We start from the raw sequence: 23739 nt of genomic DNA, 5'->3' as shown, positions 1-23739 counted from the left end.
TAGAAATTCTCCATAAAAAAATGATCGAAAGTACTATATGGGAACCCAACGTGATTTTTTAAAATCTAAATTATTAATTTAAACAATTTAAATGTTTAGGATTTAAATACAAATTAACGAATCTATTTCATAACTTTGCTCTCTACGGTCTTAAATTTTTCAACTATATTGAAGTTTACATTTTAGTTGAAAATGTAAAATTAAATAAATAATGTAAAATATTCACTATACATATTATACGACAAGTAATTCCATTTCACCTGCAAAAATTTAATTAAAATATCTTTACGTTTAATTATATTTGCATCGTGAAATATAAATAGAGATTACACGATTAGAAAACGTAATAAATACTTGATTTTGAATAGCCCATTCACTATACCCATCGAACTTCTGAATGTTTAGATCCTGTTTAATCCATATAAAAACAACTCAATTGCCCAACTAGACTTGTACATCTCCGATAGTTGGTTGGCACTTAAATCGAATCGATTTCTGATTAATTGTAAGACGTTTCCTTTTGAATCAATTACTTTTATGAGGCGAAGCATATTCTGAGCACGGTTTTGTGCTGTACCAATTACAACCATTTAATCAGATATTACATCTGAATCTTCTGAGAGTTGAAAGTCAAGCACAACACGAAAAACCGCATTTTTTCGAAGACTTGGAAGTAAAAATATCCTTCGTCGGTCATGCGATCAAAGCGCTCGTAATCAAGTTAGCCATGATCAAATACACGCATTCTTTGTCATCTATAATAAATTCTAGCTGATTGCGCTCATGCTCTTTGGCTGTAGTTATCACGGCTTCTTCAGGGTATGCTAGGGTCCTTAATTAGTGGATTGGGACGGGTTACTACCTGACTTTTTCTTTATAAAGGACTTTTCGTTACCTAAAATAAAGCTTTTCTACATTTAGAGTATTACTAATAGTTAAATTACATTAATTTAAACTAGTGATTTATAAGTTCTATCAAATTCAATAAAGATGTGCAATGATAAAAAAATTATTAGTATCAGGTTTTCGGATTACTGATTTGTTCATTTACAAGGGTTTCCATCTTACGATCATAAATTTATTTAAAAATTGGTTTTATCTCACCTCTAAATCTTTCTAACGATAAGTAGGATTTTGATATTTTCACACGACATATTCATCCTTTTCCACTTTTTTCTCTTCTTGATGACTAATCGATTTTTTCCTTACTATATAAATACCTAATCCAATCAACATCCATAACCCTCCTGCTGAAAAACCAGATTTCCCAATAGGAAATAGTAAACTTATAATTATTACTAGCGCAACAACTGGTAAAACCGGGTAAAAAGGTGCTATAAAGTGATTTCCCTTTACTTTGAACCTATTCTTTCTTCTTGATATGAAGAAACTAAACAACGTAAACAGAAAGGTTATTAAATATAATAATCCTGTTGCATTAACTGCAATATTAACTGAGCTTACGAGCGTAAATAATATTTGAATACTTACTCCTAATAAAATAGCCCATACAGGTGTATTAAAGCGTGGATGTATCGAAGCAATTTTCTTTGGTAATAAACCTTTACGTCCCATTGCAAAAGCAGTCCTTGAAATAGAAAGAATAAAAGCGTTCGCAGTAGCAGGTAAAGAGACAACGATTACAATGCTAATTATCGTTGGTCCTATTTCTCCTAGAAATTGTTGACTAGCTAATACGACTGGTACTTCTGATGTACCAAGTTGTTGCCAAGGTGTTACCCCAGTTGCTACAAATAATAAGCTCACATATAGAAAAAGAACGATAATAATTGAAGAAATAATAGCCATCGGGATCGTTTTTTTAGGGTTTTTCATTTCTTCTCCAGCATCAACAATTACATCCCAACCTACCATGGATATAAAACCAACGAGTGCAGCAGAGAGAATGCCGTCAAATCCATTTGGCATAAAAGGTTGATACAATGAATAGTCAACATGTTTCAAACCGATAAGAAAAAATAATAAAAGTAAAACGATTTCAACCACAACAATCCCTACTTGCACAAACCCACTGAGCTTAACTCCCAATATGTTTATCATTCCTAATACAAGCAGGAGAGTTACTGCACTGACCATGGGTGGAATACCAGTTAATAAATATAGATAGCTTCCAAATCCTTTTGAAACAAAACTACTTGCGGCTAACCAAGCGCCCCAATAAGACCAGCCAATTAATGTCCCCACTAGTGGTCCCATCGTTACACTAACATATTCGTATGCACCACCAGATCGAGGATATATTGATGCTAATTCCGCATAACATAACCCAAGTAGAATTAACAATATCGCTGATATGCCAAATGCAACCATGACAGCAGGTCCTGCTTCCCCAATTGCTACACCGCTAAGAATAAAAATACCTGCTCCAACCATCGCCCCAATTCCTAAAGATGTTGCTTCTTTCAAACCTAAATCTCTTTTTAATGCCATTAAATCCTCCTCTCCATATAGTGAACCTCTATTAGTGGGAATTCCTTCATATCCGACTAATACAATCAATTAATGATTGACTCTCACTTTCACAGTAAAACAAAATAGAAATTTCTTAGCCTTAATCATTATCTTAATAACCCTAGACTTCCAGTTAGTTTGTTAACCTTTTTCTCTTCGCCATACAGTGCAATACCTAAATAATCAAGTTCATGGCAGTCAACTTTAGATATCTTCTTCGTATATCCGTCATAACTATTTGTTATTTGCGCTACATTTGAAAAATCAACTACAAGAACATCTGAGAAATTTTCTAGCTCCACTTTATTTCTTAGCTCTCTGATTGTAGCTAAATCACCTTTTAAAATCGGGATAGGGATTGTTGTAATACCGATATGAACATTACCAGAACGATCCAGCACATCAGGACCAATAATACCGTCAATTTTTTCACCTAGCGTAAGAGATAAAACTGCTGCAGTGTTTGCAATAAGACCTGTACTTAAAGAAGCATCAATAACGATTACACATTTCATTTCACATTCTAACCTCCATTGACTTTCACTTTGATTATCCATTCAAACACTTTATTATGCTAACATGTTAAAATAGTTATCATAAGAGCCAATTTTGTGATAATTCAACAGTACCAATTTATAAAGGAGCGAGGAGATGTTTTGGTTACCTGTCGACCGCACATTAGACATGCCTTTGATTAGGCAAGTGTATGAACAAATTAGGCTACGCATTTTACATGGGGAATTACAAGCAGAGGATCGACTTCCCGCTACTAGAGAACTAGCTTCAAATCTAGGAGTATCTCGAAATGTCATTATTGAAGCTTATGAACAATTAATTGCGGAAGGTTACCTTGTAGGCTTTCAGGGATCAGGGACATATGTAGCGAAAGGTGCCTATTTAAAACAAGAAGATAAAGATGAATTCCTGTCTTTATTTGAAATGAACCAACACATTGAAAACGATACAGGTGTCATTGATTTTCGCTCGGGAATTCCCGCCTTGGATATGTTCCCAAGAAAATCATGGGGACATATTGCAAAACAAGTTTGCATCGAAACTTCTCAAAGCATATTTGGCTACGATCACCCAGAAGGTCGTACTGAACTAAGGCTCGTCCTAGCTCAATATCTAAAAAGAACGAGAGGAGTTAATTGTCACCCTGATCAATTAGTAATTACATCTGGTGCTACTCAAGCTTTTTCACTCATTGCAAATCTACTACTCTCATCCGAAGATGAAATTATTATTGAGGATCCGATAACGAATGAAATTCAAACTATCTTTTCCTCATCAGGAACTTCTCTATACCCTATACCTGTCGACGAATATGGTATGAAAACAGACTTACTTCCAGCCAATAAACGACCAAAATTTATTTTTGTTACTCCTTCTCATCAATTCCCACTAGGGGGTACTTTACCAATCCAACGTCGTATCCAATTAATCCACTTTGCTAGAAATACAGACTGCTATATTATCGAAGACGATTATGATAGCGAATTTCGTTATCAAGGTACACCAGTCAGCTCACTTCAAGGACTAGATCCAGAACGAGTCATATATGTTGGAACATTTAGCAAGATACTTTCTCCTGGATTAAGATTAGGTTATTTAATATTGCCTCCCTCACTTGCTCAGAAATGCAAAGATTTAAAATGGTTTATGGATCTTCACACACCATCATTAGAGCAACTTACTCTCGCTCATTTTATTGATGGAAATTACTTAGAACGCCATATTAGAAAAATGAAAAAGGTATATCAAGTACGCCGAGATTATATTAAATCTTGCTTGAAGCAGGAATTTTCTAACACTGTAACAATTTTAGGAGATTCAACAGGATTACACCTTGTTGCTGAATTCGAGGATATCGTTTTTTCAGAGGATATATTATCTAAAATCACTGAACATAACGTTAAAGTATATCCAGTGGAATCGCATGCAATACAGAAAGGAAACCATACAAATAAAATCATTCTTGGGTATGGCAACTTATCGAAGGAGGAAATAAAAGAAGGTATAAAAAGATTGAAGTGTGCTCTAACCACCTCTTGACTTTTTTATATGAGTAGGCTGTTTTGAAATTACAGGTTGCTACATATTATACTGGATTAATATGTAGCAACCTGTAAAATACACCTTCTATAAAGGGTCTATCCTCTACACGAGTGATTCTGTTATGACGACTAGAACACAACCAAGAGTCATAGCGTCAACAACCTCATTACCCAACAAAATTACTGCTGCTTTGAATATTTCCTTAAATAGTACTGGTGCATCGCAATTGCTTCTATTTTATTAATTTGAGTTGCACCACCGATATTTTGCACATCAATAAAGATTCGACAAGCTTTTTCTAGTACTCGACATGTTACAAATGCTTCGTCAATCGAACGTCCTATACAAATCGTACCGTGATTGGCTAATAAAGCTCCATTTCTACCTTTTAATGCTTTAATAACGTTTTTCGTGAGCTTTTTTGTACCTGATATTGCATAATCAGCTACTCGGATGCTCGGTCCGATGATTTGTACCATATCATCTAATATCGGTGGAATTTCTTTTCGTGCTGCTGCTACCGTACATCCATGCAAAGAATGTGTATGAATGACAGCATTCACAGCTTTTCTATCTTTATATATTTCCGCGTGTAATCCACATTCGGTAGACGGTTTTAAATCCCCATCATATTTTAATGTCTTTAAGTTTACGATAACCATATCTTCTGGCGTAAGGTCTTCATAATTTTTTCCACTTGGGGTAATGACCATCGTCGTATCGTCTACTCTTAAGCTAATATTGCCCCAAGTCCCTTCTACAAGACCACTTGCTAGTAACCTTTTCCCAGCATCACATACGAGCTGTTTCGCTTCAGCAACTTCCATCATTTCTTCCTCCCTACGAACTTACATATATTGCAAAGCACACTTACAGTGAATGCTTATTTGCATAACACAGGGTAATCCACTTTATAATAAATTCTTCCAAAAGAAATGAAGATGTAAGATAATATTTTGGAAAGTAACATTCAAAACGACACCAACCTACAACATAATCATATTAAAATCGTGCAGAATTCAAATTAGCATAAGGTTTCTTCAAAGAGTAATAGATAGATTTATAAGAGGATAATAGTGTGCGATAGATTTCCGCATGATTGGGATTCGGTTCAAAGCGTTTATCGATTTTGATTAAATCATTAACACAGCTGAAATCTTCATAGATTCCAAGTCCGATTGCAGCACAGATTGCGCCACCGACAGCACCTGCCATTTGTGGTTGTGAGACTGTTATGACTGGTTTTTGCGTCACATCTGATAAAATTTGCATCCATTGATCGTCTAGCGATCCACCTCCGATCAACTTTAACGTTGACACATCAAAACCATAATCACGTTTCAGATTTTCTATTATCCAACATAAGTTGTAAGAAACACCTTCATATACAGCCCTCATCATGTGTTCTCTAGTATGTTCCAGACTAATATTAAATAATGTAGCCCTTGTTGTCGTAGTGCTAACTGGACATCGTTCGCCTAGCATCCACGGTGTACATACTAAATAATCAGAACCAGGGGGAATATTTTTCACATCTTCATCCATAAGTTCAAAGATATTCGAGATGTTTGGATCGTTTTGTTCATGTGAATAAAATTGGTCAGCTATCCACTGAATACACGATCCAGCTGCTTCCGTAATGCCAACGACATGAGCCATGTTAGGATCAGCACTTTGGATGACTGCCGCACCATTTTTATGTTTTAAGTTTTTTGCTGTTGATACACAAACCCACGCAGACGTACCAAGGTAAATATGAGCTTCACCTTCTCGAACTGCATTAGCACCAACAGCAGCACTTTGCACATCATCACATCCACCGAAAACAGGAGTCTCTTCTAGCAATCCCATTGCATCAGCCGTTTCCTTCGTAAGACCGCCAACATGATCGATTGAACGTACAAGAGGCGGGAGCTTATCCGTATCAATCCCACATATTTGAAAGAAGAACTTTAACCAATCTTTTTTCTTGAGATCAAACCCATATGACGACGCACCTGACCATTCAATAACAGGGTTACCAGTTGATTTATATTTAAGAAAACCGTTTACATCTAAAAAATATTTCGTCTTCGCATAAATAAACGGTTCTTTTTCTTTTAATCATAACAATTTCGGAATCACATCTTTCCCCATTAATTTCACACCAACAATTGCTTTGAAAAGATGCTCTCCGAAAAACTTTCTCATAATCTTTTTAGCTTGTATTTCCGCTCGACCATCTACCCAAGAAATATTCGGTCGTAACACAAAACCGTCGTGATCGATCGGAATAATGCCCATCGCTTGTGTCGTATAAATAATGCCGATTACGTCTTGTGGTGATATGCGTGAGGCTTCTAACACGTGTTTTGTCGTTTTAATAATTGCATCCCAATAATCATCAGGATTTTGCTCTACCCAATTTGGTTGAGGGGTTAACAATGGATACGATGCAGCAGCACTTGAAATAATGTTCCCTTGAAGATCGACAAGAACCGTTTTATTAGAACTCGTACCTACATCATGAGAAATTAAGTATTTATCCGCCATTTAAAACCTCCATTCATACAATAATGAAGATAAAACCTGCTTAGGACAATCTGCACACTCGTTAATAACAGGCGAGTTCGTGCTTTTTCAACACGATGCAAACCATACAATTCGTATTATTAAACTAATATATTCACGAAAGGAAACTTTAGTCCGATTTATTAATCAAGTATATAATTGTACTAAATTTCAGTTTTCCTCATTACAATAACAATAGATTGATATGTAATATCTTTACTTTGAGTCACTAGGAGGAGAACATATTAACTTACCTGTATCACGTCGAGAACGTAAAAAGTTGAAGACAACCGCAAATATACTTAAGTCTGCACGTTATTTATTCAGAGATAAAGGCTATGAACAAACGTCTATTGAAGACATTACGGAAATGGCAGATATCGCAAAGAGTACTTTTTTCAAACACTTTCCTAATAAAGAAAGCTTGTTAATCGGCATTGCTGAAGAAGAAATAACAGATGTATTACAGTTAATGGATGAGCCACACTATCACTCCACACATACCTTTGGAAAAATTAAACTCATCATGACACGACTTCTAGAAGATTCTGCCCCCTACTTACAACTTACCGGACGCGTCGTATTCACATCGATCATGAATCAAAACGAGCAAGACACCCCATACTTAAAGATTAGAAATATATTAAAACAATTGATTACAGAAGGTCAGGAAAATGGTGAAATTAAGCAAGCGGTTAATCAAAGTGAAATTGTTACGTTAATCATGGGTAGTTATTATGGCATCTTATTTCGTTGGCTTGAAGACGATGTTAATGTCGGTACGACTACGGAATTAAGTAACATGTTAGAACTGATCTTTAACGGAATTACCGAAGAATAAGGGGGGTTTTCTTTGGAAACGAAAGGATTTGCAATTTCAACTTGGCACGATACAAAAGACATCTATAATAAGCTTGATCAGTTAATGCAACAGCCAATGCGACCCATTAAACGCAACGCCATGCAGCAATACCTCGATTATTTTGATAACAAATGTCGTAAATCAAAAGAAATGATCACAGAAGCAAAACAATATATTCCCGGGGGTGTACAGCATAACTTAGCCTTTAATTACCCGTACCCTCTTGTCATGAACAAGGCTGAAGGTGCGTACTTGTGGGATATTGATGGGAACAAGTATATCGACTTCCTTCAATCTGGCGGACCGATTATATTAGGCAACAATTACGAGCCAGTTCGAGAAAAAGTAATTGACTTGTTAAATGATTGCGGGCCAGTTACTGGATTATTTCACGAATATGAATACAAGATTGCTAAATTAATTAATAAACATATGCCTGCTGTTGAAATGTTTCGCATGCTCGGCAGTGGTACAGAAGCTGTCATGGCTGCAATTCGAATTGCACGACTCGCAACAGGCAAGAAGAAGGTCATCAAAATTGGTGGTGCATATCACGGTTGGAGTGACCAAATGGTTTACGGGTTAAAAATTCCTGGAACAGGTAGATTTGAAGCACACGGAATTCCACGAGCGAGCACGAGACATACACAAGAAGTAAAACCGAATAACTTAGGTGCATTACGCAGGCAATTGCAAAGAAATAAGCTCATGGGTGGAACAGCTAGTGTGATCGTTGAACCAGTTGGACCAGAGAGTGGCACAAGACCAATTTACAAAGATTATAATCGTGAAGTTCGAAAGCTCTGTGATGAATTTGACACACTGCTTATATTTGATGAAGTTGTAACAGGGTTTCGGATGGGATTAGGCGGTGCTCAAGGTTATTTCGATGTGAAACCTGACTTAACAGTATTTGGAAAGGTGATAGCTGGTGGTTATCCAGCCGCAGGTGGTATTGGTGGTCGCAGAGAATTAATCGAACGACTTGCCGCTGGTTTGGAAAGTGGAAAAAAACGAGCGTATGTCGGTGGAACACTCGCCGCAAATCCGTTAAGTGCACTCGCAGGCTACTATACGATATTAGAAATCGAGAAAACAAATGCTTGTAAAATTGCTGGAAAAGCTGGTGATCGATTAACGAACGGACTGAATGAACTAATCGCTAAATATAAGCTCCCATTCGTTGCCTATAACCAAGGTTCAATTTGCCACCTCGAAACAGCTGCTGCAATGTTTGTAAAACTAGGACTTAATATCTTTAGTGCTCTTGATGAAATAAAAAAGCGAAAACATATGATGGAGGAAATGGGTGCTGCTTATATGGCGGAGGGTATCGTCTCGCTTGCAGGAAGCAGACTATATACGAGCTTAGCAGATACTGATGATGTCATTGATGATGCACTTGAACGTTTTGAGCGAGTTTTTCAGAATATTGAAGGTGTGGGAGTTTGAGTGAACAGTAGGATGTTTGTGATAAAAAAATGAGTAGAATAATTAAATCAGCCGCATCTTTTTAAATATGCAACCTATTAAGGAAAATATTCGTGAAGTATACATAACCACTTTATCTAAAAGAACATTGTGGTTATGTATACTTTTAATAGTTATTTTATTTGATTGTTTTTTCAACGTATACACATAAACTATATCCTCATAATAATAAGGTCTGGTCAGATTAAACTATGCATTTTTTGACAGAGCTCTTTCAGGGGCTATGACGTTAGTCTTCTCGAACAGCAATAAGTATAATCCAAATAGAACTGTAATAATCCCAGTTATTAATATAAGATTTTCTATGTCCTTATAAACCATTGGGATAACCATGCAAGCAACAATTGCAACTGAAGAAATCGTATAAATAACAGTCGATACTTTTGCTAAATGTTGAGGTTCATAGTATTCGTAAATCATCTTTCCGTACACGGTACCTGACATTCCTATAAACAAAAAAGTTAATGAGAACAAGATTAATTTAGCTACAACATTTTCAACATATACAATCATAATAATTGATATTCCTGACACCAGATAATCTACCATAAAAAAATTCTTATATGCCATGTTTATCTTTGCAGAAATTAAAGTACCTAGCATTTCCGCCCCTCTCTGGAAGGCTAGTAAAACTCCTAGGTATTCGACGCCAACGTTAATGATTACTAAGTATATGCCTATAATTCTCATGATCATAGTCGTTAAACCACTTAATATTCCTTCCATTACAACAATTCTAGAAGGTTCTTTTTGACTCCAAAAGTATTTAAATGAATATTTGATGCTTGATTTAAAATCTGTATCTTCCACTTTCTTATTATTCATTGTGATTCTATTATTAGAAATCTTTAAGAAGAAGAGGATTGAAAGAAAAAATACAAAAACATCAACTGCTAATATCCCTACAACTGAAATATAGATAAGGATGATACTCGCAATAAAATTTGAAGAAATATTGGTTATATTATTCGTAACATTCATTATATAAACGGATTTTGATATTTCATCTTTATTATTATTTAGTATTTCAGGGACAAAGCTTGATTGAGTAGGATAAATTAAAGTATTAGCAAACGAAAATATTCCATGTAGAATTAACAAAAATAAATAATCTAGTTGATAATATACGGTAACTAGCACTCCTATTAGTGTTAGAAAATGCAACACTTCTAGTGCAATTAATAATAGCTTTTTATTACTAAATTTATCAATAAATGGTCCAAATAAAAAGCTGACTAATGATGGGAGAAAAGCAACTAAACCAAACAGAGCAAGAGAACTAACACCTAACTCGTAAATCGAAACCGCAATATACATTAGAGTTATCGTATAAACGCTATCTCCAAAGTTTGTTAATACCCTACCAAATACTAACATCCTAAAATTACTATTTTTTGCTAAGATCATATTCATACACTTTCCAATTAAAGATATCAATTTGAACAGCTTGTTCTTTATAATTTAATCCAGTAATAACAGATTGCACTTGATATGCGATAAGTCCTGCTGCCATAAAGGTCACAGGTGCAATTACGCTAGTAGGAAACGAAATATCATCAAGTAGTTGTTCTCTTGTCGCACCTCTTTCACCGTACAACTGAGAGCTAGTTATTGTTTTCTCTGGATGCATACAAAATGTGTTTATGACGGTGGAAGCATAGGAACCTGCTACAAATGGTCTGTTATATTCTATAGATAACTCATCAAACCAACTATCAATTATTATTTTAGGTATATCTGCACAACAGATTGATAAATCAAATTGATAAGTGTCAAAGACCGATCTTAAATCTTCTTTTGTCTCAAGAAAAGTATTAACTTTTTCAATCTCAATTTTCGAGTTTATTTTCCTTAAATATTTCTCGACAACATTAACCTTCAACCTTCCAATATCCTCTTCAAAGTATGTACCTTGCCTTGTTAAGTTCGATTCATCTACCACATCATTATCTAAAATTATTAACTTAGATACACCTAACCTAACTAAAATCTCACATACATTGGCTCCTATTCCGCCAAGCCCAACAACTAATATAGTTGCCTCTGATAATCGATCTTGATGTTTTTGTGGATCAATATTATCTGTTGTATCCATCCATTCAAAGAAATTAAGATTTCGAGAATACCTATACTCTTTCTGATAATTATTCGTAGTTAATAGACCATTCCGTTCAAAAAAAGACATTTTTTCATCTATTGCTGATTGTGATAAATTTAAATTTTCTTTATCGATTTCCTTATTTAAAAACCTTAGAAATCTCTTATTTTCTTCACTACTGTCAATCGTTCTTTCTAAACCAGGTTGTCCAACCCCAAAATAAATTTTCCCATCTCTCTCCACAGGCTGAAGGGTCTTTTTCAATCTTATTTCGTCCATTATTCAAACTCCTTGCTATGGTTATTATTTATATCGTTATTGAAGCTATTTTAATGAGGGAGGTATTAATCGATTGTTTGGAAAATGAGAAGACTCCATACTGAGATATTTCTTTAAATTGTGTTCTTGATTATAAGAATGCACAGAATAATTTCTAGTATTGTCCTTTTCTTGGATCGTTTTTTCTTTAGCACTATTTTTATATGTAGCATTTGATTTATTATCGGTAACCATACTAATTCCTCTTTTCAATTAGGTTTAAAGAAAGAAAAAAGAAAGATTACAATAGAATCTTCCTTTTTTCTAATATACTCTTCAATTAGCGATCACCAGCACGGTATTCAATTCTAACCATAATTTGTTACCCCCTCTCAACTTATGAACTTATTATAATATATTAAATGAATGTTTAGAATACTTAGAAACTAACACAATAACTTTAGTATTTTTCACTAATTAAATAGTGAAAAATAGTGAACTATTGCTTTTTTACAAAAGTATTTATAAATTCAATGTATTGGTATTATATTTAATTAATGGGAACTAGATAATCCATAAAAGGTTGGTGAGAATAACATGCATATCGGAAGACGAATAAGAATGTTAAGAAAAGGAATGGATCTATCGCAATCTTACTTGGGACGAGAAATTATTTCTGAATCGCACTTAAGTAATATAGAAAAGGGAAGATATATTCCTCGCGAAGATATTTTACATTTATTGTCTAAAAAACTTCATGTTCCCACTGAATACTTGTTGAACTATAAATCAATAAATGACCAGTTAGAAACAGAGTTGGAGTATTTTAATAAGCTAATAGAAACAAATTTAAAAGCAGCAGAAAAACATTATGAAGAAATAAAAAAAAGTCATGTCTATATTCCTTCAATTCAACAAGAATTATATTTTTATCTACTCTCGATCTATATGTTCTATAAACTAGATTTCGGAAAAGCAGAAGAATTATATTATCGTTTAGATAATTTTATTACAGAGGAAGATTTAGAAAATACTCCAAATAAAATAAAGAGAATCTATATCAATGTGCTAGCTTTAAATTATTTTTACAGAAAAGAATATCTTATCAGTAATCAGTATTTTCATAGACTTTTGGATATGTTATCACTTTCTAAAAAAATAAAAAGAGCCAATATCCAACATAACATTGCATTGAATTACTGGAGGCTAAAAGACTTAGTAAACGCTGAGGTGTTCTGTAAATATTCCTTAGATATTTATTATAAAGAACATGCGTGGGATAGTATTGGAGAAGTGTATAACTTCTTAGGGATCATATATTCAGAAAAATACGAAAATAAAAAGGCGATAGAGCAATTAAAAAAAATTTTTCAAATTCCCATCGATGACTTAGAGATTACTGGAAAAACTTATCACAATTTAGGGACAATCTACCTTAAGTATAATGATTATATGAAAGCAATTTATTACTTAAATAAAGCCGTAGAAATCAAAAAGAAATCCCCTAATAAAAAAAGTTATGTAAATTCAATCATCGTATTAATCAAAGTTTATTTAAAAATCGAAAATTTATTAGAAGTAGAACGCTTATTTTCACAAGTTAACCGACAAAAGTTGAACGATATTGATCATTATAGAATCTTGTCGCTTAAAGCAAAGTTATTCTTTCTAAGAGGTTTAACTCATGAATATGAAGAGCTTATGATTGAATCAATATCCTTTTTCAAACAAGAAAAAATGTTCGATTATATTATAAACCTCTCTCAAGAATTGGCAGAGTATTATGAAAGTATTAATAAATATAAAAGAGCTTCTATTTATTACAAAAATTCAATTCATATTTATAAAAAAATATATAGTGGGTGATTTTCTTGAAAAGAACTTTATTTGAATTAAATTATAGGATTTTAATATTAAGTTTTAACGACTACGATGAACCAATACCGAAATTTAATGTAGTCTTATAATTGAAACGCAAAATAATCAATTGTATGCGATAAAAGTGGTTTATTTCGGGCTACTTTTATCGTAACTTGGCATATAAATAACTGATTTGCGCTTACTGTATTATTAATTTCACCCTCACTATTGAGCTAAATGGAAGAATCGTACATGAAACTATTTGCACGCCTTTTTCATATTTAATTCATTTAACTAATCCTTGCTTTGTACATTTTCACAGGTGCTTTGGAGTTAGTCTAGTTTTTCAAAATATAAATTTGCTAACCAATCAGCCAGGACTCAAACTAGAGGGACGATGAACAACCTCCCGATATAAAGTAACTACCTGGTTTTAATCGAGTTTTAAATCTTGATACTTGAATTTTGAACACTAAGAGCTTTGATATTTAAGGTCTAATGTATTAACTATTAGGTGTAAGCTTTGAATTCAATTAGAACATTCATCAAAGTTAATAGATTAATATTAGTACTATAATATCGCTTATAGTGAGCGTGTTCAGATTCTAGTTTACGATTGATTAGCAAAGTAATATAAATTTATTAGTCGTGAGATAGGTCTTCTACTGACGTATCATCGAATTCAATATCGTTCTTTACATTTGCTGCGGTAAGAACATTATCTACTTTTTCTTTGAACATACTAATTGATAAATCTAACTCATCAATTTCTTTTCTTAAATTAATTGGATCGATAAAGTTCGGCTCGTTTTCATCTCTAAAAAACTTAAGCATTGGGTCATCTTCGTTTATATTGAGCTTTTCTTTATTTTCTTTCCCAACTGATCTTGTAAGATGGTCATCTAGTCTATCTCTATAATATTCTTTTTTTTCAGCGAGGTCATTCATCAGCTGAGTAAATTGGCGTTCCATCTCATGAAGTAACTGCTCTTCAAAATGAATCGAATTTTTTCTTTCGATTGCCTCTGCTAAAGTCATCGTTTGACCACCAATCGTCACTTCAACTTCTGCATTTTTCTTTACAATTGCACGCTTAATTAACGTTCTACGCTTGATTAATGCACGAGCGGAGTCATAGGTTGATTTAACGTCTTTTTCGAACTCTTCATTGTTGCTATAACCATTTACTGCTTTTCTTCCAATTACAACAGCTCCAAAATGAATTCTTCTCGTTAAAGCCTTCGTAATTCTTTTTTCTAATGTACTGAGTTCGTTTAGGCCCTCTTGAATCGACATAGTAACCATACCCATGTAAATCAACCTCCTCAAAATAAAAAGAACCCTTATATCATTATAATTACCTAACATTATATAAACGGTTCATAAGATAATATGTTATTGTGAATTTCTTACTAATTTCAACACAATAACCAATATTACACAAACTTTCCTTATCGGTCAATTGATAAGTATTTTAATTCCAAACATAATCGCTCTCCCTAGAGCAGTCTTCATATCATACAAAATATGCTCATATATTCCATAATAAGTGTAGCTACTTGATGAGGTTAGATACTTATTGGCTTGAGAGCAGGATTAGAAATCTACCGGCAATTCCTGAAACATACAAGTAATAGCAAGGAAATAATCAGTTTTGTCGTTTATTTCTAAGTTATTTGATGTTTACGTTGTTAATCTCCTTGTAAGGTCAAATAACTTTGACGTATTTACTCATCGTTGTTTTCAATTTACAATTTAACGTAGGACGAATGATTACATCTGAATGAATGTAATCATTCGAAGAACAATCCATTGACTTAAAAACTAATAATGTTAAATTTTATAGCTTAGAAGGATACAAAAATAGTATTAAACTATCTATAATTTAGAGTCTGTTAGAAATAAAAAATCAAATTGAGTCTATTACTCAGTCTACGGAAAAGAGTTGATTATTTTTAGTTATGGGAGAATTAAATCATGCCATTGACAGACAAGTAAAAATTTCTCGATCAAGTAGATTATGGATGGCTACAATATTAGGAACATTAGCGGGATTTGGGCCGTTATCGATTGATATGTATTTGCCAGCACTTCCTGAATTGGCAAATGACTTTCACGTAAGTCCATCACTCGTCCAGCTTAGTTTGACTTTCTTTTTATTAGGTATAGCATTTGGACAGCTATTAGCTGGACCAATCAGTGATGTACGTGGACGACGCTTACCATTATTAGTTGGATTAGCGATCTATTTCGTCGTTTCCCTATTATGTGTTTTCAGCCCTTCTATTTGGACATTAATTGCATTGCGCTTTATTCAAGGATTAGCTGGTTCAGCAGGAATTGTAATTTCTAGGGCAGTTGCTCGTGATTTGTATTCAGGCACGGAACTAACGAAATTCTTTGCATTACTTGCATTAATTAATGGGATTGCCCCTATTATGGCTCCAGTAATAGGCGCACAATTATTAAAAATCGTTCCATGGCAAGGTGTCTTTATTGTCTTAAGTATCATTGGCTTAGTCATGTTTTTTGTCGTACTATTTGGCTTACCAGAAACCCTTCAAAACGATAGACGTTCAGCAGGCGGAGTGAAAAATACGTTTATTACGTTCCGAAATCTTATTTTAGATCGCACCTTCATAGGGTTTGCATTAGCTCAAGGGTTTGTCTTTGCTGCTATGTTTGCTTACATCTCTGGCTCTCCATTTGTCGTGCAAAATATTTACGGGGGATCGCCACAAATGTTCAGTCTCATCTTTGCCATAAATGGATTGGGGATTATGATGGCAAGTCAAACTACAGGGCGGTTAGCTGGACGAATACATGAGTCTAAGCTTTTTCGTTTCGGTCTAGCTACATCACTATGTGGAGGTATTGTTTTATTTATACTTATTCTTCTGCACGCTAGATTAATTTTTCTATTAATCCCGTTATTCTTTGTCGTATCAAGTGTTGGGGTTGTAAGTACATCTGGATTTTCACTTGCGATGCAAAAACAAGGAAAGAATGCAGGCAGTGCAGCCGCTCTAATCGGAGTATTATCACTTGCTTTAGGTGCACTCGCAGCACCATTCGTGGGGCTCGGAGGAGAACACACCGCTATACCAATGGGAATTGTCATCGTTTGTGCAGGTGTTAGTGCCACACTTTCTTATCTATTTGTTATCCCTCGTGGGGAAAAGTAATTGCATATTAAGAAACCCTAAGAAAAAATCGACATTAGAAAAGCCGATAAATCCTAAATTAAGGATTTATCGGCTTTATTTAATTGAATCAGCTATAGATCCTCTATCTGATTCAGTAGATAATCACAAAGTTCTTTATAAATGGATTGCCTTTTTAAACTCAAAAGGATATGTTTTGGGTTTGTTTCCTTCTCAGCAAAGATACAATTTAAGTAGTGTCTGAACTCAATAATACTTGGTAGTTCATGTTTGTATATCTCTGAGGTTTCGATTTGATATATTATTAATAAAGACTGTAACTGTGCATCCGCTTTGTTTAATTCATGATAATGATGATAGTTATCATCTGTACCTTCGTACATACGGTATCTGAAAGCTGTTAAGATCTTCAATAGAGCATTAACTTGATTCTCCTCAAACTCATGATCTATAGCATACATAAAAAATGGAAACTCATCACCGTTCACCATACATTTTAGTAGTTTAATTTGATACTTTAATTTCCCGATTTCTTTTTCGATATTCATTTCTCCACCCCTTTCATTAGATTAATACAAATCAGAAAAAGCGTTGTTTTTTTCTGTTGATTCCTAATTGTAAGGGATTACTATCGAATTGCAATACTCTTTCTTTTGATGCAAAAGCTTAAAATATTAAAGATTCTTACATAGCTTTTATCACTCTACTTGTTAATTAAACTTTCGGATACTAGGTATGCATAGAAGAATTGCAGAAGACAGAGTTGTTATTACTGATAAAATTATAATCGTAGTAGATCCGCCGATACTTTCTGCTAACCAACCAATTAACAAATATCCTAGTGGAAGTAACGCATAGGATCCTAACATATCAAGACTCGCTACTCTCCCAAACATTTCTTCAGGTACAAGCTCTTGTAAACTAGTTTCCCAAACTAGTCCAAAAACCATAACACCGAACCCTTGAATAGCCATTAAAGTTAATAATCCAGGAACCCAAGGGACGAAAGGCATTGCCAATAATGACAATCCACTTACTATAACACCACTGTAAGCCATCAGACCGCGTTTTTCCCATTGTTGTCTCATACCAAAAATGAGAGCAGCAAGTCCAGCACCTAATCCGGAAAATGTCATACATAAACCAAATATAAAAGGTTCAAATTGATAATAAATATTAAACAACCAAGGAATCAAGATGACAATAATTCCTGTGTAACAAAGAGTAATAAAGGAAAATGCTAAAATTGTGATCCATAACCAAGGATGACTTTTTAACACTTTAATACCTTCTAAAAAATCACTTTTAACGTTAGACTTGTTATTCAAGGAATCCTTGACAGTAGTAGGTGTATGATTTGTAGCCAGATCCCTTAAGAATAATAGACATATAAAAGACAAGAAAAAAGTTAATGCATCTATACCAAATCCAATAGCAGCAGATGATGCAGAGACAATTAGTCCACCTAGTGCAGGTCCAATTAATCGTACGACTTGAGTACTCATTTGAGTTAATGCATTTGCAGCGTTACGAATCTTTGGAACAAAAATTTTCGCACGAACAGCGAAATATGCAGGATGAAACAAACCAGCCATTAAACCATTAATTGCAACCAATACATATAAGATTTGTATAGTTAAGGTATCTGAAATTAGTAAGATCATTATCGTTATCATAAGAAATGTACGAATAAATTCAATGAGTAACATCAGATTAATGCGATTAAATTTGTCAACGATTAATCCTGAAAATGGTAGGATGAGCACATTAGGTATCATATACATTGTCATAGTAATTCCCATTACCATTGTAGACCCAGTTAACGAATACACAACTAACGGAAGAATCACCATATGAATAGCACTTCCAAAAGACGAGAGTAGTTGCCCGATCCACAAGAATCTAAAATGACGAGATTCTTTAACTGGTAATATTAAATTTTCGAGATACGAATGTTCATTTTTCGTCTGTACTTCTTCACCAAGCATGCTGTCGCTCCTAAAATAAATTTAATAAGAGTTATTAATAAAGGTAGCATTCACTTTATTTGTTGATATCAATCAACGAATTGTTTGCTAAGTTATACATCAAAGCACCTCTTTCGAGATGTTCTGTCCATCCCTCGACAAAATACCTTAATACCTCAAAGGATAAAATATTAGAAATTTTATCTGCAGTCTGTACTATAGAACTTACAACGATATCATCCCTTTGATTGAGGTTTATTCCGAAATCTTCTTTATTTTTTGTAAGAAAAGCGTTTATTTCACTAGGACTCTGGTTTTTATTTTTTACATAAATAGGGAAAATTGTTGCGTCAAATCCATAGTAACCTCCTGGATATATAACTGGTACATCATAGTTATCACCATATGCTTGAATTCCTTTGAGTAAATTCTCCTCATCAGCTGCAACAATTAAAATATCTATTCCATCTAGAATTTGATTTAAATCGTTATCTTCACTTATAAAAGTTTGGTAGGTTTTAATATCAGGAGTAACAATGCTATTATCCAAACGTTCTTCAATCAATCTTTTTAATACATCAACTTTCGGTTCTCCTATATTTTTTCTAGCTAAATATGGACATCTAGTCAAATTGCTAGCCTCTATTGAATCTCCATCAACAAGTACATAATTAGATATACCGAAGAGTGCTAACTTTATTGCTATATTAATCCCCACGGTACCACATCCAACTATTCCAATCCTTTTCTTCATTATTTCATGCTGGATTTCCATAGACGTTTTATCAGTATTAAACATTTCCCACATTGGGATGATTCTATTATATGTATCTTGTATTGAATTATAATTCTCAGTACATTCTTCTCTGTCAGTCTCTATTAAATTGATGTACCCGAATTCTTCAAGATTACTTATGATGTCCATACCTTCTTCATAACAATTTAACTGATGAAGTTTGTTTTTAAGCTGTTCGAATGCACACTTACTACTTATCAGCTCACAAACTAACTTACCAGTATTGTTTAACTCAAATGATCTTATTCCTTTTTGATATAAGGGATTTTCGAATGAGATTAGATTATCTTTTAAGAATACTTTGACATATGGTTTAAATTGTACTGTTATCATAATATTTCCCCTTAAAATTATTATTCTATTGGCTATAATTACACAAAAATAAGGAATCATTATGATTCCTTATTTTTATGTACTATTAAAGTTTGAATGTAGGACATGGAATAACATCTTGACGATTTACTTTTACTTCACGCATTTAAAAACACCTCCGAATTAATTCTTGAACTTGCTATCTAAATATAATCTATTTAAGTTAAACCTGTAAACACTAGTAAAATAATAAAATATTATACTATTATGCATTTTTCTTACAAAATCTCCATTTTACTTGAAAATACTTATTTTTTAAAATAATCTTACTATTTTGTAAATAGATAGATAATAATGTTGATTGATGAGTTCAACTCACGACAAAAAAACTTAAGAATATCTTCATTTTTATATAAAGTGATTCTTAAGGAACACCTCGTATTATTAGTATCAAGATAAAAGATATAAAGTGCTGCTTACAACAATCAATATAAATTAATCATTCATGTTTATCAATACTTACAACCTTAAGAGGTGATCTATTAATATGAGAACAAAAACATCAAAACCTATAATTGTGATTATAGCTATAGTAATGTTGATGTTACTATTCTTCTCAATAAAAATACCGACTTTTTCAGTGAATACTCCTTTTTCTAAAATGGAAAACGATGCATCTCATTCTAAGCCTTTAAAAGAAGATACGCTTAAGTCTATCGATTTGGGTAAAAATGCAACACTTAATCTTGTTACAGATAGTGGTGGAAATATTTATACTTATTTAATTTATGATGAGGAAATTGTAGCTTCTGAAGAATTTGTAAATCTCAATAATTTGGATGAAGAAATATATCAGATGAATATGCGAAGAGAAACTTCTAAGTATGACATAAAATTATTTTTAGGTATGATCGCTAATAAGGAAATAGACAGGGTTACAGTGAATGGTACTGAAGATATACATTACTTCGATTATCAAGATCAAAAATTTTTTTATAATACAAAATTTTATAATGGACCTGTATCAATAGAAGAGCTTTAGAATGAAAGAATAACAAATCAGCAAGAATGGTAAATGATTTTATATAAACATAGAAGCCTATCATGAAGACTAATTATTATTACTTATGTAGTTTTATTCATCTGTGCATACATGATAACTTTCACTACAAAAAATAACCACCATCTAAGAATGGTGGTTATTCTTTGTGAAATTTCAAATTCGGTTATAATGATGGTGTTTAGTGTACCTAGCATACACCTTTTTATTTTATTCAAATTTCAAGAGTGTTCCTTATCAGCTTAATCCCCGCAATCTACATTAACACCATTCGATATTCCACACTTGTTTCCAATAAAGAGGTTATTGTCTTCATCAACAATATCCGTACTAATATTAAAAAATACTCTATTAAATAACACTTCATTCCCTACAGAACTAGCATCCAGAAAAATACCGTGCATTCTATTTTCTAATACCCTATTTTGCTTAATGGTATTCAGTGTGGAATCCGTTGCTTCAATTCCATTCCCTAAATTTCTAACCACTTTATTTTTTATCACTCTGTTGCTATTCGATTTTAGATCTAACTTAATGCCATTTTCTCCATTGTTATTTATTTTATTCCCTTTTATCGTATTTACAAAGGAGAACTCATTGACTTCAATTCCATCGCCTGTATTCCCAACAATGGTATTGTTTATTATCACATTTGAGAATGATGGAATATTTTCTTCACCATCGAGTAAAATACCATCTTCAATATTATTTTTGATAAGATTACCCACAATAAAGTGGTTGTTAGACTCTGTATCGACAAGAATCGCATCGTTCGTATTTTCTGAGATTTTATTGCCTATCACTTTGTTAAAAGCATTATCATCCTCAAAGAAAATTCCATGACCTTCTTCATTAAATCCATTATTCGAGATGTTATTCCCTAATATCCAATTGTTTAATGTATCATCATCCATTTCAAACCCGTCATTCCCATTATTGATTACTTTATTTGCTACTAAAAAATTATTACTAGAATCATCAATATCCATTCCATCATCTACATTATTATAAGATACATTTCCTAAAATGAGATGATCAAAGGAGTCATCAAGATCGATTCCCTCAAATCCATTTTCAACAGTTACATTTCCCACAATAAAATTACTGAAAGAATTGTCACTGTCAATACCATCCTCATTATTAGGTGTATTATTTTGTATAATTATATTTATATTTGAGTTGTTATTTAACGAAATTCCATCGATAACATTGCCACTTGCCATATTATGTTTTATAACATTATTGAAGGAATTATTATTCAAGAAGACTCCTTTTGATTCATTATTTAGCAACTGATTATTTGTTATGAAATTTTGAGAAGATTCATTTACAAAGATTCCGTTCCCACTTGTAATTTCATCTGTCTTATAATTTTGAATAACAAATCCTCTAATTACTATTCTTGATGACTCAGTGATTGTGATACCATTTTCAAACCCTAGTCCAGCCCCTTCTATAATTGGTTTACCAATTCCAATTAGTTTGAGAGCCGTTTTTCCTGGACCAATCTTCACCGCTTCTTCATATGGACTTAAGGAATTCGTAACTATAATGATGTCTCCTGAATTCGACTGATCAACTGCATCTTTAATTGTCATGAATTGAAATCCTTGACCAACGATATGAACCTTCAGATGAAAAAAAAGAATACTGATTAGAAGAAAAACGCTGAAAATGAAAAATGACAAAATGGAGATTATTTTTTTGTTTTTGATGGATATCTGCACCTTTGTCAAATTTCCATCACCTACCTTTTAAGATAACTAAACCAAGTATCAGCAATCCTTATCTTCGTGCTTAGGCAAACACGCACTCAATAATTTCCAAATCATAATTAATACTATAAGAACTAAAAAGCTACTAATAACTAACACAACGATAGCTGGTACGCTCCATAATAATCCAGCTAAAACCAATGCAGTTGCAATCACGATAAAGAGACCTAATGAAAAGAAGCCTAATGCAATACCCGCTCCTGTACAAGAACAACAGGATTTTGTATGTTCATCTCCCATTCTTTTCATCTCCTTCATAGAGATTATTTCTCTAAAATATATGTAGAATATTCCGATTAATGAGCCTGAATTCCAATAAACTACTAAATGAAACAAAAAAATTTCCTTTCCTATTTTAAAGAAAGAGAATTGTATGCTAATAACCAAATGATTACCTCGGCTAGATTATCTTCAGTATTTCTGATTATCAACTATTATAAGAACACATATATCTAAAACCATTTATAACACCCGTATTCCTGCAATACCCATTTCAAAGTAGATACCTAAGACATAGATGATCCCTTCCTTAACGGATGAAATTTTTTAATGTTTTTTTTATGTCTTCAAGACCTTGCTCTTCATCACATTATATACGTTTAATTTCTGCTTTAATATATAATATTTATGCTTTTTTATACTAACATGAACGTGGTGTAAAGGTTGTATTGGTATGATTGGCAAGGCATCCGAACTTCCTCACTGTTCAAAACAAAATTACAATATAAAAGCCGACTTCTCTAAAAGAAACCGGCTTTTAAAAATGAACATTATAATGTTGAAATCCTAGTTTTATCTTTTTCTATTTGATTTTCAATTACTTTAATATTAAACTTAACTAACTCTTCATCTGTTAAGTCATTAATATCAACAAGCTCATTTTCAATTTCTACATATCTAGCTGACCCTTCTGTAACTTGAGTAGCTTGTTTGCTAATCTCACCTATTTCCGGTTGCATTTCGATTATTTTATACTTAGCTAACTCTTCATCTGTTAAGTCGTTAATATCAACAAG

Annotated in this window: 19 protein-coding genes and 2 pseudogenes; 6 read left to right on the top strand and 15 right to left on the bottom strand. The window is 33.1% G+C overall.

Annotated elements, in window-relative coordinates; all coding sequences use genetic code 11:
- Positions 1–345: 345 nt before the first annotated feature.
- From BFG57_RS19195 to BFG57_RS01190, 3 genes and pseudogenes are all read right to left on the bottom strand, one after another.
- A pseudogene (locus BFG57_RS19195) lies at positions 346–822 on the bottom strand (transposase); the annotation flags it as partial.
- A 321-nt stretch (positions 823–1143) separates the two neighbouring features.
- Positions 1144–2451, bottom strand: a complete 1308-nt coding sequence (locus BFG57_RS01195) for an APC family permease (protein ID WP_069715634.1) — start codon at positions 2449–2451, stop codon at positions 1144–1146.
- Between the two features lie 128 nt (positions 2452–2579).
- Entirely contained in the window at positions 2580–2987 is a 408-nt protein-coding gene (locus BFG57_RS01190) for a DUF2000 domain-containing protein (RefSeq protein WP_245676682.1), read from the bottom strand.
- 136 nt (positions 2988–3123) lie between these two features.
- Between BFG57_RS01190 and pdxR the strand changes: the two genes are divergently transcribed.
- Positions 3124–4527 carry a MocR-like pyridoxine biosynthesis transcription factor PdxR gene (gene pdxR / locus BFG57_RS01185; RefSeq protein WP_069715632.1) on the top strand — a complete coding sequence of 468 codons (1404 nt, stop codon included), beginning with the start codon at positions 3124–3126 and terminating at the stop codon, positions 4525–4527.
- A gap of 182 nt (positions 4528–4709) precedes the next feature.
- Here the strand turns inward: pdxR and BFG57_RS01180 are convergent, their stop codons facing one another.
- The 3 genes and pseudogenes from BFG57_RS01180 to BFG57_RS19190 all read right to left on the bottom strand — a co-directional run.
- Complete coding sequence (locus BFG57_RS01180) at positions 4710–5357, bottom strand: class II aldolase/adducin family protein (protein ID WP_069715631.1); 648 nt, start codon at positions 5355–5357, stop codon at positions 4710–4712.
- A 175-nt stretch (positions 5358–5532) separates the two neighbouring features.
- A complete protein-coding gene (locus tag BFG57_RS19125; RefSeq protein WP_069715630.1) occupies positions 5533–6381 on the bottom strand; it encodes an FGGY-family carbohydrate kinase in 849 nt (282 codons plus the stop codon).
- Positions 6376–7062: pseudogene (locus BFG57_RS19190) on the bottom strand (FGGY family carbohydrate kinase); the annotation flags it as partial. The pseudogene BFG57_RS19190 and the gene BFG57_RS19125, both read right to left, overlap by 6 nt.
- Before the next feature lie 298 nt (positions 7063–7360).
- Between BFG57_RS19190 and BFG57_RS01165 the strand changes: the two are divergent.
- On the top strand, positions 7361–7921 hold the full coding sequence (locus BFG57_RS01165) for a TetR/AcrR family transcriptional regulator (protein WP_069715628.1): 561 nt from the start codon (positions 7361–7363) through the stop codon (positions 7919–7921).
- Positions 7922–7933: 12 nt separating this feature from the next.
- Positions 7934–9394 carry an aspartate aminotransferase family protein gene (locus BFG57_RS01160; RefSeq protein ID WP_069715627.1) on the top strand — a complete coding sequence of 487 codons (1461 nt, stop codon included), beginning with the start codon at positions 7934–7936 and terminating at the stop codon, positions 9392–9394.
- Positions 9395–9622: 228 nt separating this feature from the next.
- Here BFG57_RS01160 and BFG57_RS01155 read toward each other — a convergent pair whose 3' ends face one another.
- Positions 9623–10810: an MFS transporter gene (locus BFG57_RS01155; RefSeq protein ID WP_175428239.1), complete on the bottom strand. Its 1188-nt coding sequence runs from the start codon at positions 10808–10810 to the stop codon at positions 9623–9625.
- A 10-nt stretch (positions 10811–10820) separates the two neighbouring features.
- Positions 10821–11810 carry a HesA/MoeB/ThiF family protein gene (locus tag BFG57_RS01150; protein ID WP_069715625.1) on the bottom strand — a complete coding sequence of 330 codons (990 nt, stop codon included), beginning with the start codon at positions 11808–11810 and terminating at the stop codon, positions 10821–10823.
- Between the two features lie 576 nt (positions 11811–12386).
- Between BFG57_RS01150 and BFG57_RS01140 the strand changes: the two genes are divergently transcribed.
- Positions 12387–13655, top strand: a complete 1269-nt coding sequence (locus BFG57_RS01140; RefSeq protein WP_069715623.1) for a helix-turn-helix domain-containing protein — start codon at positions 12387–12389, stop codon at positions 13653–13655.
- A 636-nt stretch (positions 13656–14291) separates the two neighbouring features.
- On the opposite strand, the gene BFG57_RS01135 is transcribed toward BFG57_RS01140, so the two are convergent.
- Positions 14292–14960 carry a hypothetical protein gene (locus tag BFG57_RS01135; RefSeq protein ID WP_083248995.1) on the bottom strand — a complete coding sequence of 223 codons (669 nt, stop codon included), beginning with the start codon at positions 14958–14960 and terminating at the stop codon, positions 14292–14294.
- A gap of 650 nt (positions 14961–15610) precedes the next feature.
- Between BFG57_RS01135 and BFG57_RS01130 the strand changes: the two genes are divergently transcribed.
- On the top strand, positions 15611–16834 hold the full coding sequence (locus BFG57_RS01130; protein ID WP_069715622.1) for a multidrug effflux MFS transporter: 1224 nt from the start codon (positions 15611–15613) through the stop codon (positions 16832–16834).
- A 92-nt stretch (positions 16835–16926) separates the two neighbouring features.
- Here the strand turns inward: BFG57_RS01130 and BFG57_RS01125 are convergent, their stop codons facing one another.
- The 3 genes from BFG57_RS01125 to BFG57_RS01115 all read right to left on the bottom strand — a co-directional run bounded on the left by BFG57_RS01125 (position 16927) and on the right by BFG57_RS01115 (position 19909).
- Positions 16927–17361 (bottom strand): DUF1878 family protein, encoded by a 435-nt coding sequence (locus BFG57_RS01125; RefSeq protein ID WP_069715621.1) that lies wholly within the window; start codon positions 17359–17361, stop codon positions 16927–16929.
- A 162-nt stretch (positions 17362–17523) separates the two neighbouring features.
- Positions 17524–18801, bottom strand: coding sequence for an MFS transporter (locus BFG57_RS01120; RefSeq protein ID WP_069715620.1), 1278 nt, complete (start codon positions 18799–18801; stop codon positions 17524–17526).
- A gap of 55 nt (positions 18802–18856) precedes the next feature.
- Positions 18857–19909, bottom strand: a complete 1053-nt coding sequence (locus tag BFG57_RS01115; protein ID WP_069715619.1) for a ThiF family adenylyltransferase — start codon at positions 19907–19909, stop codon at positions 18857–18859.
- A gap of 526 nt (positions 19910–20435) precedes the next feature.
- Here BFG57_RS01115 and BFG57_RS01110 point away from each other — a divergent pair.
- Positions 20436–20930: a hypothetical protein gene (locus BFG57_RS01110; protein WP_069715618.1), complete on the top strand. Its 495-nt coding sequence runs from the start codon at positions 20436–20438 to the stop codon at positions 20928–20930.
- Between the two features lie 260 nt (positions 20931–21190).
- Here BFG57_RS01110 and BFG57_RS01105 read toward each other — a convergent pair whose 3' ends face one another.
- The 3 genes from BFG57_RS01105 to BFG57_RS18735 form a co-directional block, all read right to left on the bottom strand.
- Positions 21191–22546, bottom strand: a complete 1356-nt coding sequence (locus BFG57_RS01105) for a right-handed parallel beta-helix repeat-containing protein (protein ID WP_069715617.1) — start codon at positions 22544–22546, stop codon at positions 21191–21193.
- A gap of 177 nt (positions 22547–22723) precedes the next feature.
- Positions 22724–22963 (bottom strand): hypothetical protein, encoded by a 240-nt coding sequence (locus BFG57_RS01100; RefSeq protein ID WP_069715616.1) that lies wholly within the window; start codon positions 22961–22963, stop codon positions 22724–22726.
- A 530-nt stretch (positions 22964–23493) separates the two neighbouring features.
- Positions 23494–23739: hypothetical protein (locus BFG57_RS18735; protein WP_175428238.1), on the bottom strand; the 246-nt coding region annotated here is incomplete at its 5' end.

Origin of the sequence: Bacillus solimangrovi (genome assembly GCF_001742425.1) — a bacterium.
GTDB lineage: Bacteria > Bacillota > Bacilli > Bacillales > Bacillaceae_N > Bacillus_AV > Bacillus_AV solimangrovi.
This window is presented reverse-complemented; position numbering and strand designations above follow the sequence as displayed.

Excerpts from the sequence above, each read along its gene's own strand:
- BFG57_RS01100 (WP_069715616.1), bottom strand. The coding sequence starts at position 22,963 with ATGGGAGATGAACATACAAAATCCTGTTGTTCTTGTACAGGAGCGGGT.
- BFG57_RS01105 (WP_069715617.1), bottom strand. The coding sequence starts at position 22,546 with ATGACAATTAAAGATGCAGTTGATCAGTCGAATTCAGGAGACATCATT.
- BFG57_RS01150 (WP_069715625.1), bottom strand. The coding sequence starts at position 11,810 with ATGGACGAAATAAGATTGAAAAAGACCCTTCAGCCTGTGGAGAGAGAT.
- BFG57_RS01190 (WP_245676682.1), bottom strand. The coding sequence starts at position 2,987 with ATGAAATGTGTAATCGTTATTGATGCTTCTTTAAGTACAGGTCTTATT.
- BFG57_RS01130 (WP_069715622.1), top strand. The coding sequence starts at position 15,611 with ATGGGAGAATTAAATCATGCCATTGACAGACAAGTAAAAATTTCTCGA.
- BFG57_RS01180 (WP_069715631.1), bottom strand. The coding sequence starts at position 5,357 with ATGGAAGTTGCTGAAGCGAAACAGCTCGTATGTGATGCTGGGAAAAGG.
- BFG57_RS01120 (WP_069715620.1), bottom strand. The coding sequence starts at position 18,801 with ATGCTTGGTGAAGAAGTACAGACGAAAAATGAACATTCGTATCTCGAA.
- BFG57_RS01115 (WP_069715619.1), bottom strand. The coding sequence starts at position 19,909 with ATGATAACAGTACAATTTAAACCATATGTCAAAGTATTCTTAAAAGAT.
- BFG57_RS01110 (WP_069715618.1), top strand. The coding sequence starts at position 20,436 with ATGAGAACAAAAACATCAAAACCTATAATTGTGATTATAGCTATAGTA.
- BFG57_RS01125 (WP_069715621.1), bottom strand. The coding sequence starts at position 17,361 with ATGAATATCGAAAAAGAAATCGGGAAATTAAAGTATCAAATTAAACTA.
- BFG57_RS19125 (WP_069715630.1), bottom strand. The coding sequence starts at position 6,381 with ATGGGATTGCTAGAAGAGACTCCTGTTTTCGGTGGATGTGATGATGTG.
- pdxR (WP_069715632.1), top strand. The coding sequence starts at position 3,124 with ATGTTTTGGTTACCTGTCGACCGCACATTAGACATGCCTTTGATTAGG.
- BFG57_RS01140 (WP_069715623.1), top strand. The coding sequence starts at position 12,387 with ATGCATATCGGAAGACGAATAAGAATGTTAAGAAAAGGAATGGATCTA.
- BFG57_RS01135 (WP_083248995.1), bottom strand. The coding sequence starts at position 14,960 with ATGGGTATGGTTACTATGTCGATTCAAGAGGGCCTAAACGAACTCAGT.
- BFG57_RS01195 (WP_069715634.1), bottom strand. The coding sequence starts at position 2,451 with ATGGCATTAAAAAGAGATTTAGGTTTGAAAGAAGCAACATCTTTAGGA.
- BFG57_RS01155 (WP_175428239.1), bottom strand. The coding sequence starts at position 10,810 with ATGTTAGTATTTGGTAGGGTATTAACAAACTTTGGAGATAGCGTTTAT.